Genomic DNA, 17,037 nt, shown 5'->3' on the forward strand with positions numbered 1-17,037 from the left:
CAAGGAGAGTACAAGCATGTCTGACACACATAGCAGGAAGAAGGCGCAGTCCCGCATCCCGGGCAGTGCGCCCTCTCGGTTCGTCCCTTATCTGATTCCCGGTCTGATAGGCATCGTGGCCATCGTCATCGTGCCCATCTTCTGGAACATCTACCTGAGCTTCACCCGCTGGAGGGGGGTGGGGCCGACCAAATGGGTGGGTCTGCGCAACTGGCGACGGCTCATGGGCGACTCGACCTTCTGGGTCTCCTTCGGGCACACCCTCTGGATCATCGTGGCCATCGTCATCATTCCCACGGTTCTGGGCCTGCTGATCTCATCGGCCCTGACCGACGTGATCCAGAAGAAGTTCGGCCCCCACACCTCCTCGACCCTGCGGGCCCTCTACTACCTGCCCCAGGTTCTGCCCGTGGCCGTGGCCACCATCATCATGGGCTGGATCTTCCGGCCTGAAGACGGTGCGGTCAACGACCTGCTGGCCAAGATCGGCCTGGGTGGCCTGGCCCACAACTGGCTGGGTTCGACCACCACGGCCCTGCCCATCCTCATGGTCATCCTGATCTGGATCCAGCTGGGCTATCCCATCGTCATCTTCATGTCCGGACTGCAGCGGGTGGACCCCGAGCTCTACGAGGCGGCCAGCCTGGACGGGGCCAACTGGTGGCAGAAGTTCCGCGTCATCACCCTGCCCTCCATCATTCCCGAGCTGCTGGTGGTCATCCTCACCTCCACCATCGGCGCCCTGAAGACCTTCGCCCCGGTCTATCTGCTGACCAAGGGCGGGCCCGGCACCTCCACCATGGTTCCCTCCTACTACTCCTACAACCAGTTCTTCCAGGTGCAGCAGGTGGGTTACGGTGCCGCCATCTCGACATCCCTGACCGTGGTCATCGTCATCTTCTCCATCGTCTTCACCATCGTGCAGAAGCGCGTGCAAAAGAGCATCGCCTGAGGAAGGCTAGGAAGCACATCATGAATAATCAAGCCACACTGCAAGCCGACGCCCGGGTGTCCTCCCGGCACGCCCATAGAATCCGCACCTGGGGGAACTGGGTCGGTCTGGTCCTGCTGATCGTCGGAGCCGTAATCATGCTCTTCCCCCTGCTGATCCTGGTCCTGAACGCATTCAAGACCACGGCGGACTACAACGCCACGGGCCCCTTGTCCGTGCCCGCCCACTTCAGCATGGACGGCATCATCTCCTTCTGGAACAAGAGCAATTTCCCGCTCAAGCTGGGCAACTCCCTGCTGATTTCCCTGGTGGTTGCGGTGGTCGGGGTCCTGCTGTCGGTCCTCAACTCCTTCGCCCTGGGCATCGGCAGGGTCAAGGGCAACACGCTGATCCTCCTGTTCATCATGCTGGCCAACATGGTTCCCCAGGAGGCCCTGCTTTACCCGCTCTATGTCATGTTCAAGTGGATGGGCTTCTATAACTCCCAGTGGTCCATCATCATCATCTTCACCATCATCCAGAGCGCCTACGGCACCTACCTGCTCTCCTCGGTCTACGGGACCTTCCCACAGGCCATCCTGGAGGCTGCCACCGTCGACGGGGCCTCGCGCTGGCAGATTCTGCGCAAGATCGTACTGCCGGTGTCCTGGTCGACCATCAGCGTCCTCTTCGTCTTCTTCTTCATCTGGACTTGGAACGAGTACATGATTCCCATGGCCTTCCTGATGAGCGAGAAGACGCAGACCATTCCGTTGGCCCTGGCGACCATGCAGGGGCAGCACACCATGGCTGCCACCGACCTGGCCTCCGCTTCGCTGCTCAGCATCATTCCCACCATCATCTTCTTCATCTTCTTCCAGAGGAAGCTCTCGCAGGGGATAGTGGCGGGCGCTGTCAAGTAATCGCCGCTGCATAAGTACACTGAACATGGTCGCCCGCTACGAGAAGGCGGAGGAGGGGAGCGGGCGGCCCGGATATGAAAGGCAATCACAACCATGGGTATGACCATGCCGAACATCACCAACGGTCTTGAGGCGCTGACCCGCCCATCCGCGGACCGCACCCGCTGCGTCAACGCCGAGAACCCTCGTGGAGGCAAGGGCAGTGCAGCCATGACGGCCAGCAATCTCGGTCCATCCAGAAAGGGGACCCCCTGCCTCAGGAACATTCCTCCCGGGCAGGACATGGTCCTGGCCGACCTGTCCGGCGCGGGCGAGATCCGTCATATCTGGATGACCGTGACCGATGCCACCTCGCCCACCGGGCCCAACGTCCTGCGCAACCTGATCCTGGAATGCTACTGGGATGGCGAACAGACACCCTCGGTCTGTGTGCCCCTGGGTGACTTCTTCTGCTGTGGCCACGCCCAGGCCTGCCGGGTGGAATCCGTGCCTGTGGCCGTCTACCCGCGCCGGGGCTTCAACTGCTACTGGCCCATGCCCTTCCATGACGGGGCACGGATCGTCCTGCGCAACCGGCACAACGAGCCCATTGAGGCCTTCTTCTACCAGATCGACTACGTGGAGAAGGACGAGTTGCCCGAAGAAGTCATGACCTTCCATGCCCAGTGGCGCCGTCAGCGGGTCACTGAACTGGGTCATGACTACGTGATCCTGGACGGGGTGCATGGCCAGGGCTCCTACGTGGGCACCTATCTGGCTCTGACAGCCCTGGAGAGCCGCTGGTGGGGCGAGGGCGAGGTCAAGGTCTACCTGGACGGGGACAAGGACTATCCCACCTGGTGCTCCACGGGCAGCGAGGACTACTTCGGTGGTGCCTGGAGCTTTGCCGGGAAGGACCCCGATGGCCGCATGCACGAGGTCACCTACAGCGGGGCCTATATGGGATTTCCCTTCCATTCCAGGCAGTTGGACAACCGCGAATCCCAGTACTGGGATGCCGATACTCCGGTGACCAGGGGGTTCTACCGTTGGCACATCCCCGACCCCATTATTTTCAGCAGCGACATCAAGGTGACCCTGCAACAGATCGGTGTGGACGAGCAGGGCTACTTCGAGCGTCAGGACGACCTGGCCAGCGTGGCCTACTGGTACCAGCAGGAGCCCCACCAGCCCTTCCCGCAGGATGTGCTGGAGACAGGGGAGCGGGATCGTCGGCCCCGTTGAGTCTATCGGCTGATGGAGGAGCGGTCGATCAGCCTGGGACGCTCCAGCTGGACCCGACCGGCCAGGGAAACCCCCTCCTCCACAGCCTGGGTCAGCAGATCCGCGGCCTTGGCGCACAGTGAGCGTGGTGTAAGGGGCATCTCGGATATGCCTTGAAGCTCAAGGGTGGGGCTGACCTTGCCTGCGGCGCAGGACAGAACGGCCACGTCATCGGGAATGCTCACGCCGTCCGAGCGCATGCGGACCACCACGGTGTCCAGCAGGGAGGGACGAATCTGGCCGATCAGGCCATCAATGCGGCCGTGGTGGATAAGATCCAGCACCTGCTGGGTGTAGGCCAGATCGCTGCCGGTAGGCCCCGGTTGAAGCTGCAGATCCATGCCCAGGCGGTGGGCCCAGGTCTTGAGACTGCGCAGCAGGATAAGACGGAAGCCGGACCCGCGCCGGTATTCGCCTTCCAGATCCTCCAGAAAGAGCAGGCGTTTGCGTCCCGCTCGGGCCATGGCTTCCACCGCCATGCGGCCCATCAGTTCGAAGTCCAAATCCACACAGGCGCATGCTGTATGCCGTCGAGGCACTCCCAGGGCCACGCAGGGACGTCCGTATGAGGCGGCCTGGGCGGCACGGATGTCATCGTCCACCAGATCCATCAGGACCACCCCGTCGGCCAGATTGCTACGGGTGACCCGCCGAATATCTTCGACACCGTTCTCGGCGGTCAGCAGCAGGGAGTCGTAGCCACGGGCATGCTCGCAACTGGCCATCTCGATGAAGTAATCCGCATAGGAGGCCCGGTTCTGCCCGGGGCGCAGGGGGGCGCTCAGGGCGACGATCTGATTGCGCTTGGCCCGCAGCATCCGGGCGCCGGCATCCGGGGCGTAGTCCAGTTCGTCGGCGGCCTGCATGATCCGCTGGTAGGTTTCCGGAGAGACGGGACGCTTGCCGGAGAAGGCATAGGAGACTGTGCTGACCGAGACCCCGGCCCTTCTGGCGACGTCGCGTATGTCGGACATGGGTTCAGCGGCTCAGGTCCCAGGTGCTGCCGGCGGGTGTGTCCGCCACAGCCACGCCGGCAACCGTCAGCTGGTCCCGGATGGCATCGGCACGGGCAAAGTCATGATTTTTCCGTGCTTGATTGCGTTCCTGCAACTGCTGGCGCACCAAGGCATCCAGGGTGTTCATGGCCCGATCGTCATGGTCGGCTGAGGCTCCTGCCCAGTGGGGATCGAGGGGATCAAGTCCGAAGACATCCAGCATGGCCCTGACCTGGAGCAGGGCATTGGCCAGCCACTTCCGATCCAGAGCACCAGGGTCCGCATCCATGGCCGCGTTGGCTTGACGAATCAGTGCATAGAGGGCGGCCAGACCGCCGGAGACGTTGATGTCGTCATTCATGGCCTGCACGAAGTCCTCTGGCAGATTGTCCGCGCCCAGTCCAGCCACGCGGTCACGCTCGGGCTGCGCTCCCAGGATCCGACCGGCCCGGTCCACGAAGTTGCTGATACGCTCGTAGGCGCCCTGGGCCTCCTGCAGGGACTGGTCGGACCATTCCAGCATGGACCGGTACTGCACCGAGACCAGGGCGTAGCGCACCACCCAGGCCGGATGCTGCGACAGCACCTGGTCCACGGACAACCCGTTGCCCAGGGACTTGCTCATCTTCTCGCCCTTCTGGGTCACCCAGGCCGTGTGCATCCATCTGTGGGCAAACCCCCAGCCGGCCGCGTGCGACTGGGCCATCTCGTTCTCGTGGTGGGGGAATCGCAGGTCCAGGCCTCCTCCGTGGATGTCGAACTCCGCACCCAGATAGCGGTGGCTCATGGCCGAGCATTCCAGATGCCAGCCTGGCCGACCTGTGCCGAAGGGGGTTTGCCAGCGAGCCGTGGGCGGATCGGTGGGCTTAGGCGCCTTCCAAAGTGCGAAGTCGCGGGGGTCACGCTTGCCGGGCTCCTCATCGGTGTCGGTATTCTTCCCATCGGTGTCGATGCTGGGTCCCAGCCGGTCGTTGGCGGCGGCCTGCTCGTCGGCCGGCTGCGTGCCGGTCTGCTGGTGGGTCAGGGCACCATACTCAGGCCAGGAGGCCACGTCGAAGTAGACGTTACCTGACGGGCGGCCCTGCTCGTCGGGCACCACATAGGCGTGGCCACGATCGATGATGCGCTGGATCAGGTCAATCATCTCGGGGATATGCCCGGTGGCCCTGGGTTCGTAAGTTGGCGGCAGAACCCCCATGGTCTCGTAGGCATGGGTGAATTCGCGCTCGTAGATGTAGGCCCGCTCCCACCAGCGCTGGCCGTTGGCCGCGGCCTTGGTCAGGATCTTGTCGTCGATGTCGGTCACGTTCCGGATCAGGGTCACCTGGTATCCCAGCCTGAGCAGCCAGCGTCGGATCACGTCGAAGGCCAGTGTGGTCCTGATATGGCCAATGTGGGGCGAGCTCTGCACCGTGGCACCGCACACGTAGATGCCGACCTTGCCCGGTTCGATGGGTCTGAAGGGGGTCACCTGGTGATTAGCCGTGTCATACAGACGCAGACCAGCTGCGGCCAGGCCGACTGAAGCCTTGGAATCATGCGGTTGCGAACTCGTATCCATATCACTGAGCCTATCAAGGCTTGCTGACCGTCCCAGGGGAAATGCCGAGCCTGCGGACCTGGTCCGACGGCATGTGTGCAAGAATGGAATCATGGCGAAACCTAGGGTGCTGGTGCTTCAGCATGTGGATTGGGAGAAGCCGGGCCGCATTCTCGACAACCTCCAGGAGTGCGGGCTGGACACCGAGATCACCAATATCGTGGACGAGAAAAAGCCCAAGCTGCCGCGCTCGCGTGAGTTGGCTGGGCTGGTCATCATGGGCGGGCCCATGTCGGCGGACGACTACGTGCAACACCCCGGACTCAAGGTGGAGACCAAGCTGGCCAAGGCGGCGATGGCTGCCAACAAGCCCATTCTGGGGATTTGCCTGGGTCATCAGATCCTGGCGCGGGCCCTGGGAGGCACCCTGATGAGGGACCAGGAGCCCGAATACGGCATGGGGCCCATCCGCTGGGTGGGGCAGGACGACGACGTGGCCATGTGGAGCAAGAACACGGATGTGCTGCACTGGCATGCCGACCAGGTCACCCTGCCGCCGGGAGCCAAGCTCCTGGCACGCTCCCAGGCGACCAAGGTCCAGGCTTTTCGGCTTGGGTCGGCCCTTGGCCTGCAATTCCACCTGGAGGTGACGGCGCCCATCTTCGAGGAGTGGATGCAGGTGCCGAGCATGGTCGGCACGATGAAGAAGTCCAGGATCGCTAAAATACGCAACGAATTTATCAAAGGGATGCCGCAGATGCAGCCGCTGGCCGATGCCATCTTCTCTGCTTTTGCAGCCCGGTGTTCGACCCAGGCCGCCCAGCTGGCTGCCGCCTGAGGCTACTCCAGCTCCTCCCCGATCGTCAGCCACTCCTCCTCCAGCTGGTCCGACTGCCCGGTCAGATCCTTGAGCTTGCTGTTGAGCTCGTTGAGACCCTGGTAATCGCCGGGATCGTGCTCAGCCATCTGTCGTTCAAGATCCTTGCGCTGATCGGCCAGCTTGGACAGCTTGCGTTCGATGGCGGAGGCCTGCTTGCTCAGATTTCGTCTGGCAACACGTTCGGCCTTGGCCAGATCGGGATTTCCGGCCTCCTTGGCTGATGTACGGCCCGGTGCATCAGCAGCCTTCCGGTCGTCCGAATCGACCATATCCAGGTAGTCCTGAACACCGCCGGGCAGATGAACCACCTTGCCGTTGATCAGGGCGAACTGCTGGTCGGTCACCCGCTCCAGCAGGTAGCGATCGTGGGAGACCACGATCAGGGTGCCCGGCCATGAGTCCAGCATGTCCTCCATGACGGCCAGCATGTCGGTATCCAGGTCGTTGCCCGGCTCGTCCATGATCAGCACGTTGGGTTCGTCCAGCAGGATGAGCAGGAGCTGCATGCGGCGCTTCTGTCCGCCAGACAGGTCGCTGATCCTGGTCATCAACTGGGAGCTTTCAAAGCCCAGGCGCTCCATCAGCTGGCTCGGGGACACCTCCTTGCCTTCGACCAGATAGGTGGGCTTGTAACGGCTGAGGACCTCCTTGATCCGATAGCGGCCCAGTTTCTCCAGTTCATCCAGACGTTGGGTCAGCACCGCAAAGCGGACCGTCTTGCCCACCTTGACGTGTCCTGCCGTGGGGGACACGCTGCCGTCAATCAGCCCCAGCAGGGTGGACTTGCCCGCTCCGTTGGCGCCTACGATGCCGAACCGGTCGCCAGGGCCGATCAGCCAGGTCACGTCGTCCAGGACCTTGTGTCCGCTGATGGTAAGGGTGCCGGCCGCTGCAGTGCCCGGGCGGTCCTGGCCGTCTTCGCCATCCTTGTCGGGATCAACGGCCACGGTCACCGAGCCCATCAGAGGGCGCTCGGCATGAGGGGAGGGGACCCGGTCGTTCTTGTTCCCATCGGCATCGGAGTCGGTCCTCGGATAGATCTTGGTCACGTCGACCAGGTCCACCACCTGCTTGCCCAGGCGGGAGGTGGCCATCCGTTTGAGTTCCAGGCTGTTGCGCATGGGTGGCACGTCCGCGATCAGCTCCTGGGCGGCCTTGACATGGAACTTCTGCTTGGTCGAGCGGGCCCGGGCGCCCCGGGTCAGCCAGGCCAATTCCTTGCGGGCCAGGTTGCGGCGCTTGGTCTCGGCCAGATCCGCCTGGCGTTCGCGCTCAACCCGTTGGAGCATATAGGCGCTGTAGCCGCCCTCGAAGGGGTCGATGGTTCCATCGTGCACCTCCCACATGGAGGTGCAGACCTCGTCCAGGAACCAGCGGTCGTGGGTGACCAGCAGGAGGGCTCCGGAATTCTTGGCCCAGCGGTTCTTCAGGTGCTCGGCCAGCCAGTGGATGGTGAGCAGGTCCAGGTGATTGGTAGGCTCATCCAGGGCCAGGATGTCCCAGTCCCGGAGTAGCAGCCGTGCCAGGTCCACCCTGCGGCGCTGACCGCCCGACAGGGTGCCCACCTTGGCCTCCAGCTCCATGCCGCCCAGGAGGGACTCGACGATTTCGCGGGATCTGGGGTCGGCAGCCCACTCGTAGTCCTGTCGGTTCTCCAAGGCTGCCTTGCGGACCGTGTCCTCGTCCTTCAGGGGATCACGCTGGTCCAGCATGCCGAAAGTGAGTCCATTGCGCATGGTCACCCGGCCCTGATCGGGTTCCTGGGTGCCTTTCAGCAGGTGCAGCAGGGTGGACTTGCCGTCGCCGTTCCGGCCCACGATGCCGATCCGGTCACCCTCGAAGATGCCCTGCGTCACATCCGTAAAGATGGTTTTGGTGGCGAATGACAGAGCGACGTGTTCCAGACCGAGATCATAGATGGGCATGATTCCCCAATCTACCGCCAGCCTTGGATGGGAGACCTGGGGATCAGCGATCGGTGATCTGGGAGCCCAGCACCTTCTCACTCAGGGCCCGGGGACCCCGGGTGACGGCCACGGCGCCCGACCGGACCAGCTCGATGATGCCGAAGGGCCGCAGCAGCCGCAGCAGGGCTTCCAACTTGCCTTCGGCCCCGGTGGCCTCGATGGTCAGGGACTCGGGGTGGACGTCGACCACGCGCACGCGGAAGAGTTTGACGATCTCCAGCACGTCGGAGCGGTTGCGCTCGTTGGCCTTGACCTTGATCATGACCAACTCGCGCTCCACGGCCTCGTCGCCCTTGAGCTCGACGATCTTGAGCACGTGCAGGAGTTTGTTGAGCTGCTTGATGATCTGCTCCAGGGGGACGGCCTCCACGTCAGCCGTGACCGTGATCCGCGAGATGTCGTCCCGCTCAGTGGACGAAACGGACAGGGAGTTGATGTTGAAGGCGCGCCGGGCGAACAGGCCGGCCACCCTGGCCAGGACGCCGGGGCGGTTCTCGACCAGGACGGAAAGGGTGTGTCGTTCGGAACCGGGCTTGGATGCTGGATAATTGGCCATGTGGTGCCCCTTTCCTACTTGTTCATGCGACCGGCGGCGTCGCTGGCCATGGCTGCCCGGTCGGCTCCGGTCTGCTCGCGCGGCTCGGGTTGCTCCTGCTCCGGACGGATGCCGGCCAGGGGCTGCACGCCCGGCTTGTAGATGATGGTGTCGTTGGAGGCGCCTGCCGGGACCATGGGCCATACCATGGCATCCTTCCAGACGCGGAAGTCGATCAGGACCGGTCGGTCGGTCACCGCGTTGGCCTTATCGATGGCCTCCAGGGCCTGCTCCTGGGTAAAGGCCCGCAGTCCCAGGCAGCCATAGGCCTCGGCCAGCTTGACGAAGTCGGGGATGCCGTTGCCGTCTGTGGGCTTGGCGCCGCCGTCCTCCAGGTTGGTCTGGGAGTAGTGGCTGCCGTAGAAGAGGGTCTGCCACTGGCGGACCATGCCGTAGACCGAGTTGTTGAGTATGGCGATGCGGATGGGCAGTCCCGCCTGCCCGGCCGTGGCCAGCTCCTCGGAGGTCATCTGGAAGGAGCCGTCCCCGTCGATCAGCCAGACAGGCCGCGGGTCTTCCTCTTCCCGGGTGCCGATTGCCGTACCTATTGCGGCGGGCAGACCGTAGCCCATGGTTCCCAGCCCGCAGGAGGAGACCCAGGAGCGGGTGCGCTCGAAGTCGATGAACTGGCTGGCCCACATCTGGTGCTGACCCACGCCGGATACCCAGATGGTATCCGGATCGGCCTTGTTGCTCAGGGTCTGGACCACCCACTGGGGGGCCAGGGTGCCGTCCGGGCTGGGCTCAAAGGTGGTGGGGTAGTCGTGCCGCCAACCGTCGATCAGTCGCCACCAGGGCTTGAGGTCGGGCTTGCCCCAGGTGCGCTGGGCCGCCTTGAGCGCCGGAATCAGATCGTCCAGTACCTGGCCCACGTCCCCGACGATGGGTACGTCCGCCTGCCGGTTCTTGCCGATCTCAGCCGGGTCGATGTCGATGTGGATGACCCGGGCCACCGGTGCGAAGTCCTCCAGGCTACCGGTCACCCGGTCGTCGAAGCGTGTGCCCACGGCCACCAGCAGGTCGGAATGCTGGATGGCCCCGTTGGCGGCCACCGTGCCGTGCATGCCGGGCATTCCCAGAACTGCTGGATCGGAGTCGGGCACGATGCCTCGCGCAGGCAGGGTGGTGACCATGGGGGCACCGGTAGCCCGAACAAGTTCCTGGACCTGCCGACGGGCGTCTGACCGGACTGCGCCGCCGCCCACATACAGGACCGGTCTGTGTGACTGGACCAGGAGCCGGGCGGCATCGTCCAGGACGTGCCCATGGGCCCGCGTCACCGGGTTATAGCCGGGCAGGATCATCTCCTGGGGCCAGGAGTAAAGCATTTTGCCATTCTGGGCGGTCTTGCTCAGGTCCACCACTACCGGGCCCGGCCTTCCCGAGCGGGCGATGTGGTAGGCCTCGGTCATGACCCGGGGGATGTCCTGGGCCTTGGTCACCAGGTAGGAGTGTTTGGCCACAGGGTAGGTGATGCCCACGATGTCGGCCTCCTGGAAGGCGTCGGTGCCGATGGAGTCCACGCCCACCTGGCCAGTCACCACCACCAGGGGAACCGAGTCCATCATGGCATCGGCTATGGGGGTGACCATGTTGGTGGCCCCAGGTCCGGAGGTCACCAGGCAGACCCCCACCTTGCCCGTGGAGACGGCGTAGCCTTCGGCTGCGTGGCCGGCGGCCTGCTCGTGGCGGGTCAGTGTGAAGTTGAAACGCACCTGCTCGTCGATGGCGTCGTAGGCGGGCAGAATGGCTCCTCCTGGAACGCCGAAGACCTGGGTGACCCCCAAATCCTCCAGGGACCGAATCAGTGCCTGGGCTCCCGTCATGGGCTCGCCCTGGGCGGGGACATCCTTGTCGTCGTGGTCCCAGTTCCTGGGTACCGAGCTGAACGCTTGCAGAGGTGTCGGCAGACTCATCTTTCCTCTCGACCTCCAGACTGCGCGCCGACCTGCGGCCGTGCATGTCGAAATACGAACCTGTCGGAGCGTCGGCGGGGTGGGCGGACGATTCCCGATCAGGAGGAGGCACCTGTGCCGTTCGTGACGGCGTGCCTCCGGGTTATGCCCATAGTCTAAACAGGGGTCTGGTCGGGGCGTGGCGGCAGTACCGCATGCCAGAATTCCGGCTGGAACCTCAGGCTGATTGTTCGGCGCGCAGGGCCGCAAGCAGATCCTGGTCGTCCAGCCGCTTCCACCCCTGGGCGGCAGCAGCCAGCTGGGCCTTCCGCTTGCTGCTGGCCCGGCCTTTGCCGATCACGGTCCCGCCGTCCTCCAGTCGCAGTTCGGCGGTGAAGACCTGGGCGTATTCCGGCCCGGAGACCGCCATGGCGTACCGGGGCTCGCCCAAGCCCAGCTTGTGGGCCTTGACGGTGATCGAGGTCTTCCAATCCAGTGCTGGCCCCTCGGTGGCCACCTCGGCCAGGGTGTCGTCGAGAAGGGTATGGACGGTGGTCCTGGCCCCCTCGATGCCGTGCTCCACGAATACCGACCCGATCAGTGACTCGACGGTGTCGCAGAGTATGGAGTCCTTGTCGGCCCCGCCGTTTTCGCTCTCGCCCCGGCCCAGAAGAATATACTGCCCCAGATGCAGCTTCTGCCGGGCGATGGCCGACAGGGCCTCCTCGGAGACCGCCTTGGCCCGCATCTTGGCCAGCTGGCCCTCGGTCATGTCCGGATGAACCTTGTATAGGGTCTCGGTGGCCACCAGTTCCAGAACCGCATCGCCCAGGAACTCCAACCGTTCGTTGTTGGGCATGCCTGGGTGCTCATGGGCGAAGGAGCGATGGGTCAGGGCGTGTACCAGCAGCTCCGGGCTGATTCTGCCGCCCAGGGCCTGGAAAAGTTCCTCAGCCGCCTGGTTGCCGGGATTTACCTGCTCCTGTTCCTCCTGCTGCATATGGTCTTCCTGATTCCTTCTGGAGTGCCCTGTCTGCATGGCCATTCTCGCTTTCTCGGCCCTTCCGCCTGATGATATGGAAAAACCCCTGCCACCCGTCGATGGCCGGGGTTCTCTCATTGCGTGTCGATCGCTTATCGGCTCATTTGCTGAACTGCGAACGAATGGCGTCGCGGTAGACGCGCCCGCGGTACATGCCGCAGCTGGGGCATGCCATGTGCGGCAGCGCAGGAGCTCCGCAGTTGGGGCAGGTCACCGTAGCGGCGGCCTGGGTCTTCCAGTTGGCGCGCCGGGAATGGGTGTTGGCGCGCGAGGTCTTGTACTTTGGCAGTGCCATATTGTCCTCTGTTTCGATCGAATACTTCGAGCTTAAGCGTAGAGCAGTCTACCGCAACCTCCGGTCATTCGCCAGTTCGGCCGTCGCTGCCGGGGTTCTCCTCCTGCTCCAGACGCTGCTTGAGTCCCTCCAGGGCTGCCCAGCGGTCGTCCATCATCTCGTGGTGGTGATCGGGATGGTCGTTCAGATCCATGCCACACTGGGGGCACAGACCCCGGCAGTCGGGTCGGCACAGAGGCTGCAGGGGAAGGGCCTCCACCAGGGTGTCGCGCAAGAGGGCCTCCAAATCCATAAACGCGCCCCCGCTGGCCAGAGGATAGGTCTGGCCGCCAGCCTCATCCTCCTGTTCGGCCAGGATCTCCTCCTTGCCATGGGTCGGCTCCGGTTCGGGTTCCTTGTAGGGGAAGAAGACCACCGGATCGTCCTGGATGCTGGTATTGACGGGCCTCAGGCAGCGGGTGCATTCGGTCTTCAAAGGCACGCTGACATGGGCCTGCAACAAGAGGCCGTCCACCAGGGAGTCAATGTCGCCCTTCACATGCACGGGTGTTCCCGCAGGGATGCCCACTACCTGGTCGCCAATGCCCTCCGGGGCAGGAAAATCGCGGTCCACCCGGGTGCTCTGCCCTGCTCGCGTCGACACCTGGGCCACCGAAACCGCCCAGGGGGAATCCTCCGGTCTGCTCATCCCTGTGTCTCCTTTCCCTGGTCCGAGACTGACGCGTTCATGCTACGCGCCGCCTCCTGCTCACGCTGGTGGAGAACCTCCAGGCCGGCACGCACATCCTGGCTCATCTTGCCCAGCTGGGTGTCAAGCTCGCCCATGACCTGGGCGGCATACCCATCGGCCCCCTGGACCAGACGGTCTGCCTGGGCCTGGGCCGTGTCGATGATGGTCTGGGCCTTTTGCCGGGCTATGGCCACCACGTTTTCCTGGCCGGCCAGGAAGCGGGCCTGCTCGCCGGCCTCCTTGACGATGTCTGCAGCCCGGCTCTGGGCGTCGGATATGGTGGCGTTGGCCTGGGTCTGCGCCGTGTTCAGCCGACGCTCCGCCTCCCTCATGAGCGCCGAGGCCCGCTCCAGCTGCACTGGCAGCATTTTCTTGAGCTCGTTGAGGTCGTCGGCCAGCTCGTCTCGGTCCACCTTGACCAGTCCCGGGCTGAAAATTGGGGCCTTGGCCTCATCCAGCATGGCCTGGATCCGGTCGATGATGTCATAGACGGTGGTGAATTCCGATCGGGGGTTCCCGCTCTCGCTTCGATCCTCCTGCAGGTCGGGCAGGTCCTTCATGTCGACTGCGGGCTTGGGAGCGCTCGCTCTGGTCGAGTCGTCGATAGGCTCGCCATCGTCCCTTTCCTGGGTCTGCTCGTTCATCATTGGCTCTTTTCCGTGTGCGATGTGTCCCTGTGCAATGTACCCATCAGTGCGTCCACGACGCTGTCGGGGACCATGCCGGTGATGTCCCCTCCATGTCTGGCCACGTCCTTGACGATGGTGCTGGAGATGTGCTCCCTCACCGGATCGGCTGGCAGGAAGAGCGTTTCCACCCCGGACAGCTTGCGATTGACCAGGGCCATGCCCAGCTCGGCCTCATAGTCCCCGTTCTGCCTCAGTCCCTTGACGATGACCGAGGCGCCTACCTTACGGCAGTAGTCGGTGATCAGGCCATCGGTGGAGGCTACGGTTATGTTCGGGTACCCGTCCTCGTCCAGGGCCTGGCGAATCATGGCCACCCGCTCCTGTTCGCTGAACATGGGGGTCTTGGCGGCGTTGACGGCCACAACCACGTGGACCGTCTCGAAGAAGCAGGCGCAACGTTCGATCACATCCATGTGGCCGGAGGTGACCGGATCGTATGAGCCAGGGCATACAGCGATAGTCATGATTCTCAGCGTAGCGCGTCATAGGGAGCGAACGTGTAGCTTACCGCCGTACCATGGATGTCATGACTGCAAGCAAGAGCATTCGCATGGAGGATCCGGAGCGGGAGCAAAACCCCGACCAGGGCACTGGCACGGCCGTGCTGGACCGTCCGGACACCGAGACCGCTGAGAAGACCCGGCTGAACGACCAGGGCGATGCCGACCGGTTCGCCCATTACGTCTCCCGTGAGCGCATCGCCGAGTCCAAGCTGACCGGCCGGCCTGTCGTGGCCCTCTGCGGCAAGGTCTGGGTGCCCAAGCACGACCCCTCCCAGTACCCGGTCTGCCCGGACTGCAAGCGTATCTACGAACAGATGACCGGCGGCAACCACTGAACGTCACCGAGTGGTCCAGGCTGCTTCAGGACTGCTTGCCCAAGGCGATCCGGTCGATCATCCCAAGCTCTTCCTGGCTGAAATCGGCCGACTGGACGGCCTTGAGATTGTCCAGGATCTGCTCGGGCTTGGAGGCGCCGATGAGCACTGAGGTGACAGCAGGGTCCCTGAGCAGCCATGCCAGGGCCATCTCTGCCAGACTCTGGCCGCGTTGGCGGGCCAGCTCGTTCAGATCCTGAATCTGCTTCAGCCGCTGGGGGGTCAGGGCGGACTCCTTGAGGAAGCGGCCGTCGGCCCGAATCCGGCTGTCTTCGGGAATCCCATGCAGGTAGCGGTCGGTCAACAGCCCCTGGGCCAGCGGGCTGAAGGTGATCAGCCCTTTCTTCTCTTTCATCACTGCCTGCTTGAGACCGTTGTCCTCGATGGTTCTGTCGAAGATGGAGTAGCGGTTCTGGTTGATGACGAAGGGGACGTGCATCTCGGTCAGGATGGCAGCAGCCCGTGCCATGGTGGGTCCGTCGTAGTTGGACAGTCCCAGGTAGAGGGCCTTGCCGCTGGTGACCGCCTGGGCCAGGGCACCCATGGTCTCTTCAAGAGGCGTATCCGGGTCGGGGCGGTGGTGGTAGAAGATGTCCACATAGTCAAGTCCCAGCCGTTTCAGGCTCTGGTCCAGTCCGGACAGCAGATGCTTGCGTGAGCCGAGGTTTCCGTAAGGGCCGGGCCACATTTCATAACCGGCCTTGGTGGAGATGACCAGCTCCTGGCGGTGGTGGCTGAAGCATCGGCGCAGGATGATCCCCATGTTGCGCTCGGCGGCGCCCGGTCCGGGGCCGTAGTTATCGGCCAGGTCGAAGTGGGTGATGCCGTGGTCGAAGGCCGTAGTGCACAGTTTCTGCATACGGTCCAGTGGCGTGGTGTCGCCGAAATTGTGCCAGCAGCCAAGGCAGATTGGCGGCAGTTTCAGGCCGCTGTCGCCGCAGCGCCGGTAGGTTGTGGAATCATATCGGTTCGGGTCGGGCTGGTAGGTTTCGCCTTGCATATTCATCAGATGCTCCTCACCAGGGTGGGCAGGACCGGCTCACCCTTCATCAGGCTCAGGGCGTTGATGGGCATCTCCTCGAGGGCCTTGGCCCGGTGCTCCCGGGCATCCAGGACCGCCTGTCCACCTTGGAACTCCGGCATGCTCTGGCCATGGTCCACGTAGGTGACCAGCAGATCCCTCCAGTCCTGCTCAGGCGTATAGGCTGCCAGCGTCCCCTCGGCACCCGAGATGACGTGCTCGGCATCGGCCACCCCGTTGTGATAGGAGCGGTAGGCCAGCTTGCGTCCCGGCACCGAGGCCTTGCCCACCGACTTCTTGGCGACGGCCTGCATGACCCCGTCGGAGTTCTCGCGCTCGGTCAGCTTGTAGACCATGGCGCAGGTGGGGGCTCCCGAACCGGTGACCAGCATGGTGCCCACCCCGTAGGAGTCCACCGGGGCATCCTGCAGGGAGGCGATGGCGTACTCGTCCAGATCATTGGTGACGGTGATGGTGGCCTTGGTGGCTCCCAGGGAGTCCAGTTGGGCACGGACCTGCTGGGCCAGCGAGCCCAGGTCTCCGGAGTCGATGCGGACCCCGCCCAGCTCTGGTCCGGCCACCTCGACGGCTGTCCTGACGGCCTCCTCGATGGAGTAGGTGTCGGTCAGCAGGGTGGTCCCCTTGCCCAGGGCCTGAATCTGACCCTGGAAGGCCTCGCGTTCATTGTCATGCAGGAGGGTGAATGAGTGGGCTGCGGTTCCGATGGCCTTAAAGCCGTAACGCTTGGCCGCCAGCAGGTTTGAGGTCCCCTGGAATCCGCCGACTATGGCCGCTCTGGCGGCCGCCACAGCCGCATATTCGTTGGCCCGGCGCGCGCCCATGTCCATGCAGGGCCGGCCCTTGGCCGCGGTGACCATGCGGGAGGCGGCCGAGGCCACGGCAGAGTCGTAGTTGAGTATGGACAGGATCAGGGTCTCCAGCAGGGTGCACTCGCCGAAGCCGCCTTCGACCTGCAGAATGGGGGAGTCGGGGAAGAATATCTCGCCCTCCCGGTAGCCGCGGATGGTTCCGGTGAAGTGGAAGTGCTCCAGCCAGTCGATGGTGGTCTGGCTGACGATGTGACGGTCGGACAGGAAGCGAAGTTCATCCTCGTTGGGGTGGAAATCCGCCAGCGCGTCCAGAATCCGTCCGGTGCCTGCTACCACTCCGTAACGTCGCCCTGCCGGCAGATGCCGGGTGTAGACCTCGAAGACGGATCGTCGCCCGGCCGTACCGTCCTGCAGGGCGGCATCCAGCATGGTGTATTCGTACATGTCGGTCATCAGAGCCGTGGAGGTTCCGGTGTCCTTGCTATTGTTTTCGGCGTTCATATCTTCCCCTTTGTGGGTGGAAAAGCCCTGGTTGGCCCCCAGTCTAATCCTCTGCCGACCTAC

Annotated in this window: 17 protein-coding genes; 5 read left to right on the top strand and 12 right to left on the bottom strand. The window is 63.8% G+C overall.

Annotated elements, in window-relative coordinates; translation table 11 throughout:
• Positions 1–16: 16 nt before the first annotated feature.
• The 3 genes from JF70_RS01540 to JF70_RS01550 all read left to right on the top strand — a co-directional run bounded on the left by JF70_RS01540 (position 17) and on the right by JF70_RS01550 (position 3,078).
• Entirely contained in the window at positions 17–952 is a 936-nt protein-coding gene (locus JF70_RS01540) for a carbohydrate ABC transporter permease (protein ID WP_045935036.1), read from the top strand.
• Between the two features lie 20 nt (positions 953–972).
• Positions 973–1,854, top strand: a complete 882-nt coding sequence (locus JF70_RS01545; RefSeq protein WP_045935037.1) for a carbohydrate ABC transporter permease — start codon at positions 973–975, stop codon at positions 1,852–1,854.
• Between the two features lie 99 nt (positions 1,855–1,953).
• Positions 1,954–3,078, top strand: coding sequence for a glycoside hydrolase family 172 protein (locus tag JF70_RS01550; protein ID WP_231578791.1), 1,125 nt, complete (start codon positions 1,954–1,956; stop codon positions 3,076–3,078).
• 2 nt (positions 3,079–3,080) lie between these two features.
• Here JF70_RS01550 and JF70_RS01555 read toward each other — a convergent pair whose 3' ends face one another.
• Both JF70_RS01555 and cysS read right to left on the bottom strand, forming a co-directional pair.
• Positions 3,081–4,091 (bottom strand): LacI family DNA-binding transcriptional regulator, encoded by a 1,011-nt coding sequence (locus JF70_RS01555; protein WP_045935039.1) that lies wholly within the window; start codon positions 4,089–4,091, stop codon positions 3,081–3,083.
• A gap of 4 nt (positions 4,092–4,095) precedes the next feature.
• Positions 4,096–5,673 carry a cysteine--tRNA ligase gene (gene cysS / locus JF70_RS01560; RefSeq protein WP_045935040.1) on the bottom strand — a complete coding sequence of 526 codons (1,578 nt, stop codon included), beginning with the start codon at positions 5,671–5,673 and terminating at the stop codon, positions 4,096–4,098.
• A gap of 91 nt (positions 5,674–5,764) precedes the next feature.
• Between cysS and JF70_RS01565 the strand changes: the two genes are divergently transcribed.
• Entirely contained in the window at positions 5,765–6,490 is a 726-nt protein-coding gene (locus JF70_RS01565) for a type 1 glutamine amidotransferase (RefSeq protein WP_045935041.1), read from the top strand.
• 2 nt (positions 6,491–6,492) lie between these two features.
• On the opposite strand, the gene JF70_RS01570 is transcribed toward JF70_RS01565, so the two are convergent.
• The 8 genes from JF70_RS01570 to coaD form a co-directional block, all read right to left on the bottom strand.
• Positions 6,493–8,457 (bottom strand): ABC-F family ATP-binding cassette domain-containing protein, encoded by a 1,965-nt coding sequence (locus tag JF70_RS01570; protein WP_045935042.1) that lies wholly within the window; start codon positions 8,455–8,457, stop codon positions 6,493–6,495.
• Positions 8,458–8,500: 43 nt separating this feature from the next.
• The gene (gene ilvN, locus JF70_RS01575; protein ID WP_029677724.1) at positions 8,501–9,055 is read right to left on the bottom strand and encodes an acetolactate synthase small subunit; all 555 of its coding nucleotides are present in this window, start codon (positions 9,053–9,055) and stop codon (positions 8,501–8,503) included.
• Positions 9,056–9,069: 14 nt separating this feature from the next.
• A complete protein-coding gene (locus JF70_RS01580) occupies positions 9,070–11,010 on the bottom strand; it encodes an acetolactate synthase large subunit (protein ID WP_045935043.1) in 1,941 nt (646 codons plus the stop codon).
• A gap of 217 nt (positions 11,011–11,227) precedes the next feature.
• A complete protein-coding gene (gene rnc / locus JF70_RS01585) occupies positions 11,228–11,989 on the bottom strand; it encodes a ribonuclease III (protein ID WP_045935044.1) in 762 nt (253 codons plus the stop codon).
• 142 nt (positions 11,990–12,131) lie between these two features.
• Positions 12,132–12,326 carry a 50S ribosomal protein L32 gene (rpmF, locus tag JF70_RS01595; RefSeq protein ID WP_015021378.1) on the bottom strand — a complete coding sequence of 65 codons (195 nt, stop codon included), beginning with the start codon at positions 12,324–12,326 and terminating at the stop codon, positions 12,132–12,134.
• Between the two features lie 64 nt (positions 12,327–12,390).
• On the bottom strand, positions 12,391–13,014 hold the full coding sequence (locus tag JF70_RS01600; RefSeq protein WP_045935045.1) for a YceD family protein: 624 nt from the start codon (positions 13,012–13,014) through the stop codon (positions 12,391–12,393).
• Positions 13,011–13,703: an SPFH domain-containing protein gene (locus tag JF70_RS01605; RefSeq protein ID WP_045935046.1), complete on the bottom strand. Its 693-nt coding sequence runs from the start codon at positions 13,701–13,703 to the stop codon at positions 13,011–13,013. The genes JF70_RS01600 and JF70_RS01605 overlap by 4 nt, the downstream gene beginning before the upstream one ends.
• Positions 13,700–14,209, bottom strand: coding sequence for a pantetheine-phosphate adenylyltransferase (coaD, locus tag JF70_RS01610; protein ID WP_045935047.1), 510 nt, complete (start codon positions 14,207–14,209; stop codon positions 13,700–13,702). Before coaD ends, JF70_RS01605 begins: the two co-directional genes overlap by 4 nt.
• A 62-nt stretch (positions 14,210–14,271) precedes the next feature.
• Between coaD and JF70_RS01615 the strand changes: the two genes are divergently transcribed.
• Positions 14,272–14,583 (top strand): DUF3039 domain-containing protein, encoded by a 312-nt coding sequence (locus JF70_RS01615; RefSeq protein WP_045935048.1) that lies wholly within the window; start codon positions 14,272–14,274, stop codon positions 14,581–14,583.
• Positions 14,584–14,608: 25 nt separating this feature from the next.
• On the opposite strand, the gene JF70_RS01620 is transcribed toward JF70_RS01615, so the two are convergent.
• On the bottom strand, positions 14,609–15,628 hold the full coding sequence (locus JF70_RS01620; RefSeq protein WP_045935049.1) for an aldo/keto reductase: 1,020 nt from the start codon (positions 15,626–15,628) through the stop codon (positions 14,609–14,611).
• Entirely contained in the window at positions 15,628–16,974 is a 1,347-nt protein-coding gene (locus JF70_RS01625; RefSeq protein WP_045935050.1) for a nicotinate phosphoribosyltransferase, read from the bottom strand. Before JF70_RS01625 ends, JF70_RS01620 begins: the two co-directional genes overlap by 1 nt.
• Positions 16,975–17,037: the final 63 nt, after the last annotated feature.

The organism is Bifidobacterium mellis, from assembly GCF_000967265.1.
Classification (GTDB): Bacteria; Actinomycetota; Actinomycetes; order Actinomycetales; family Bifidobacteriaceae; genus Bombiscardovia; species Bombiscardovia mellis.

Excerpts from the sequence above, each read along its gene's own strand:
- JF70_RS01540 (WP_045935036.1), top strand. The coding sequence starts at position 17 with ATGTCTGACACACATAGCAGGAAGAAGGCGCAGTCCCGCATCCCGGGC.
- JF70_RS01545 (WP_045935037.1), top strand. The coding sequence starts at position 973 with ATGAATAATCAAGCCACACTGCAAGCCGACGCCCGGGTGTCCTCCCGG.
- JF70_RS01550 (WP_231578791.1), top strand. The coding sequence starts at position 1,954 with ATGACCATGCCGAACATCACCAACGGTCTTGAGGCGCTGACCCGCCCA.
- JF70_RS01555 (WP_045935039.1), bottom strand. The coding sequence starts at position 4,091 with ATGTCCGACATACGCGACGTCGCCAGAAGGGCCGGGGTCTCGGTCAGC.
- cysS (WP_045935040.1), bottom strand. The coding sequence starts at position 5,673 with ATGGATACGAGTTCGCAACCGCATGATTCCAAGGCTTCAGTCGGCCTG.
- JF70_RS01565 (WP_045935041.1), top strand. The coding sequence starts at position 5,765 with ATGGCGAAACCTAGGGTGCTGGTGCTTCAGCATGTGGATTGGGAGAAG.
- JF70_RS01570 (WP_045935042.1), bottom strand. The coding sequence starts at position 8,457 with ATGCCCATCTATGATCTCGGTCTGGAACACGTCGCTCTGTCATTCGCC.
- ilvN (WP_029677724.1), bottom strand. The coding sequence starts at position 9,055 with ATGGCCAATTATCCAGCATCCAAGCCCGGTTCCGAACGACACACCCTT.
- JF70_RS01580 (WP_045935043.1), bottom strand. The coding sequence starts at position 11,010 with ATGAGTCTGCCGACACCTCTGCAAGCGTTCAGCTCGGTACCCAGGAAC.
- rnc (WP_045935044.1), bottom strand. The coding sequence starts at position 11,989 with ATGCAGCAGGAGGAACAGGAGCAGGTAAATCCCGGCAACCAGGCGGCT.
- rpmF (WP_015021378.1), bottom strand. The coding sequence starts at position 12,326 with ATGGCACTGCCAAAGTACAAGACCTCGCGCGCCAACACCCATTCCCGG.
- JF70_RS01600 (WP_045935045.1), bottom strand. The coding sequence starts at position 13,014 with ATGAGCAGACCGGAGGATTCCCCCTGGGCGGTTTCGGTGGCCCAGGTG.
- JF70_RS01605 (WP_045935046.1), bottom strand. The coding sequence starts at position 13,703 with ATGATGAACGAGCAGACCCAGGAAAGGGACGATGGCGAGCCTATCGAC.
- coaD (WP_045935047.1), bottom strand. The coding sequence starts at position 14,209 with ATGACTATCGCTGTATGCCCTGGCTCATACGATCCGGTCACCTCCGGC.
- JF70_RS01615 (WP_045935048.1), top strand. The coding sequence starts at position 14,272 with ATGACTGCAAGCAAGAGCATTCGCATGGAGGATCCGGAGCGGGAGCAA.
- JF70_RS01620 (WP_045935049.1), bottom strand. The coding sequence starts at position 15,628 with ATGAATATGCAAGGCGAAACCTACCAGCCCGACCCGAACCGATATGAT.
- JF70_RS01625 (WP_045935050.1), bottom strand. The coding sequence starts at position 16,974 with ATGAACGCCGAAAACAATAGCAAGGACACCGGAACCTCCACGGCTCTG.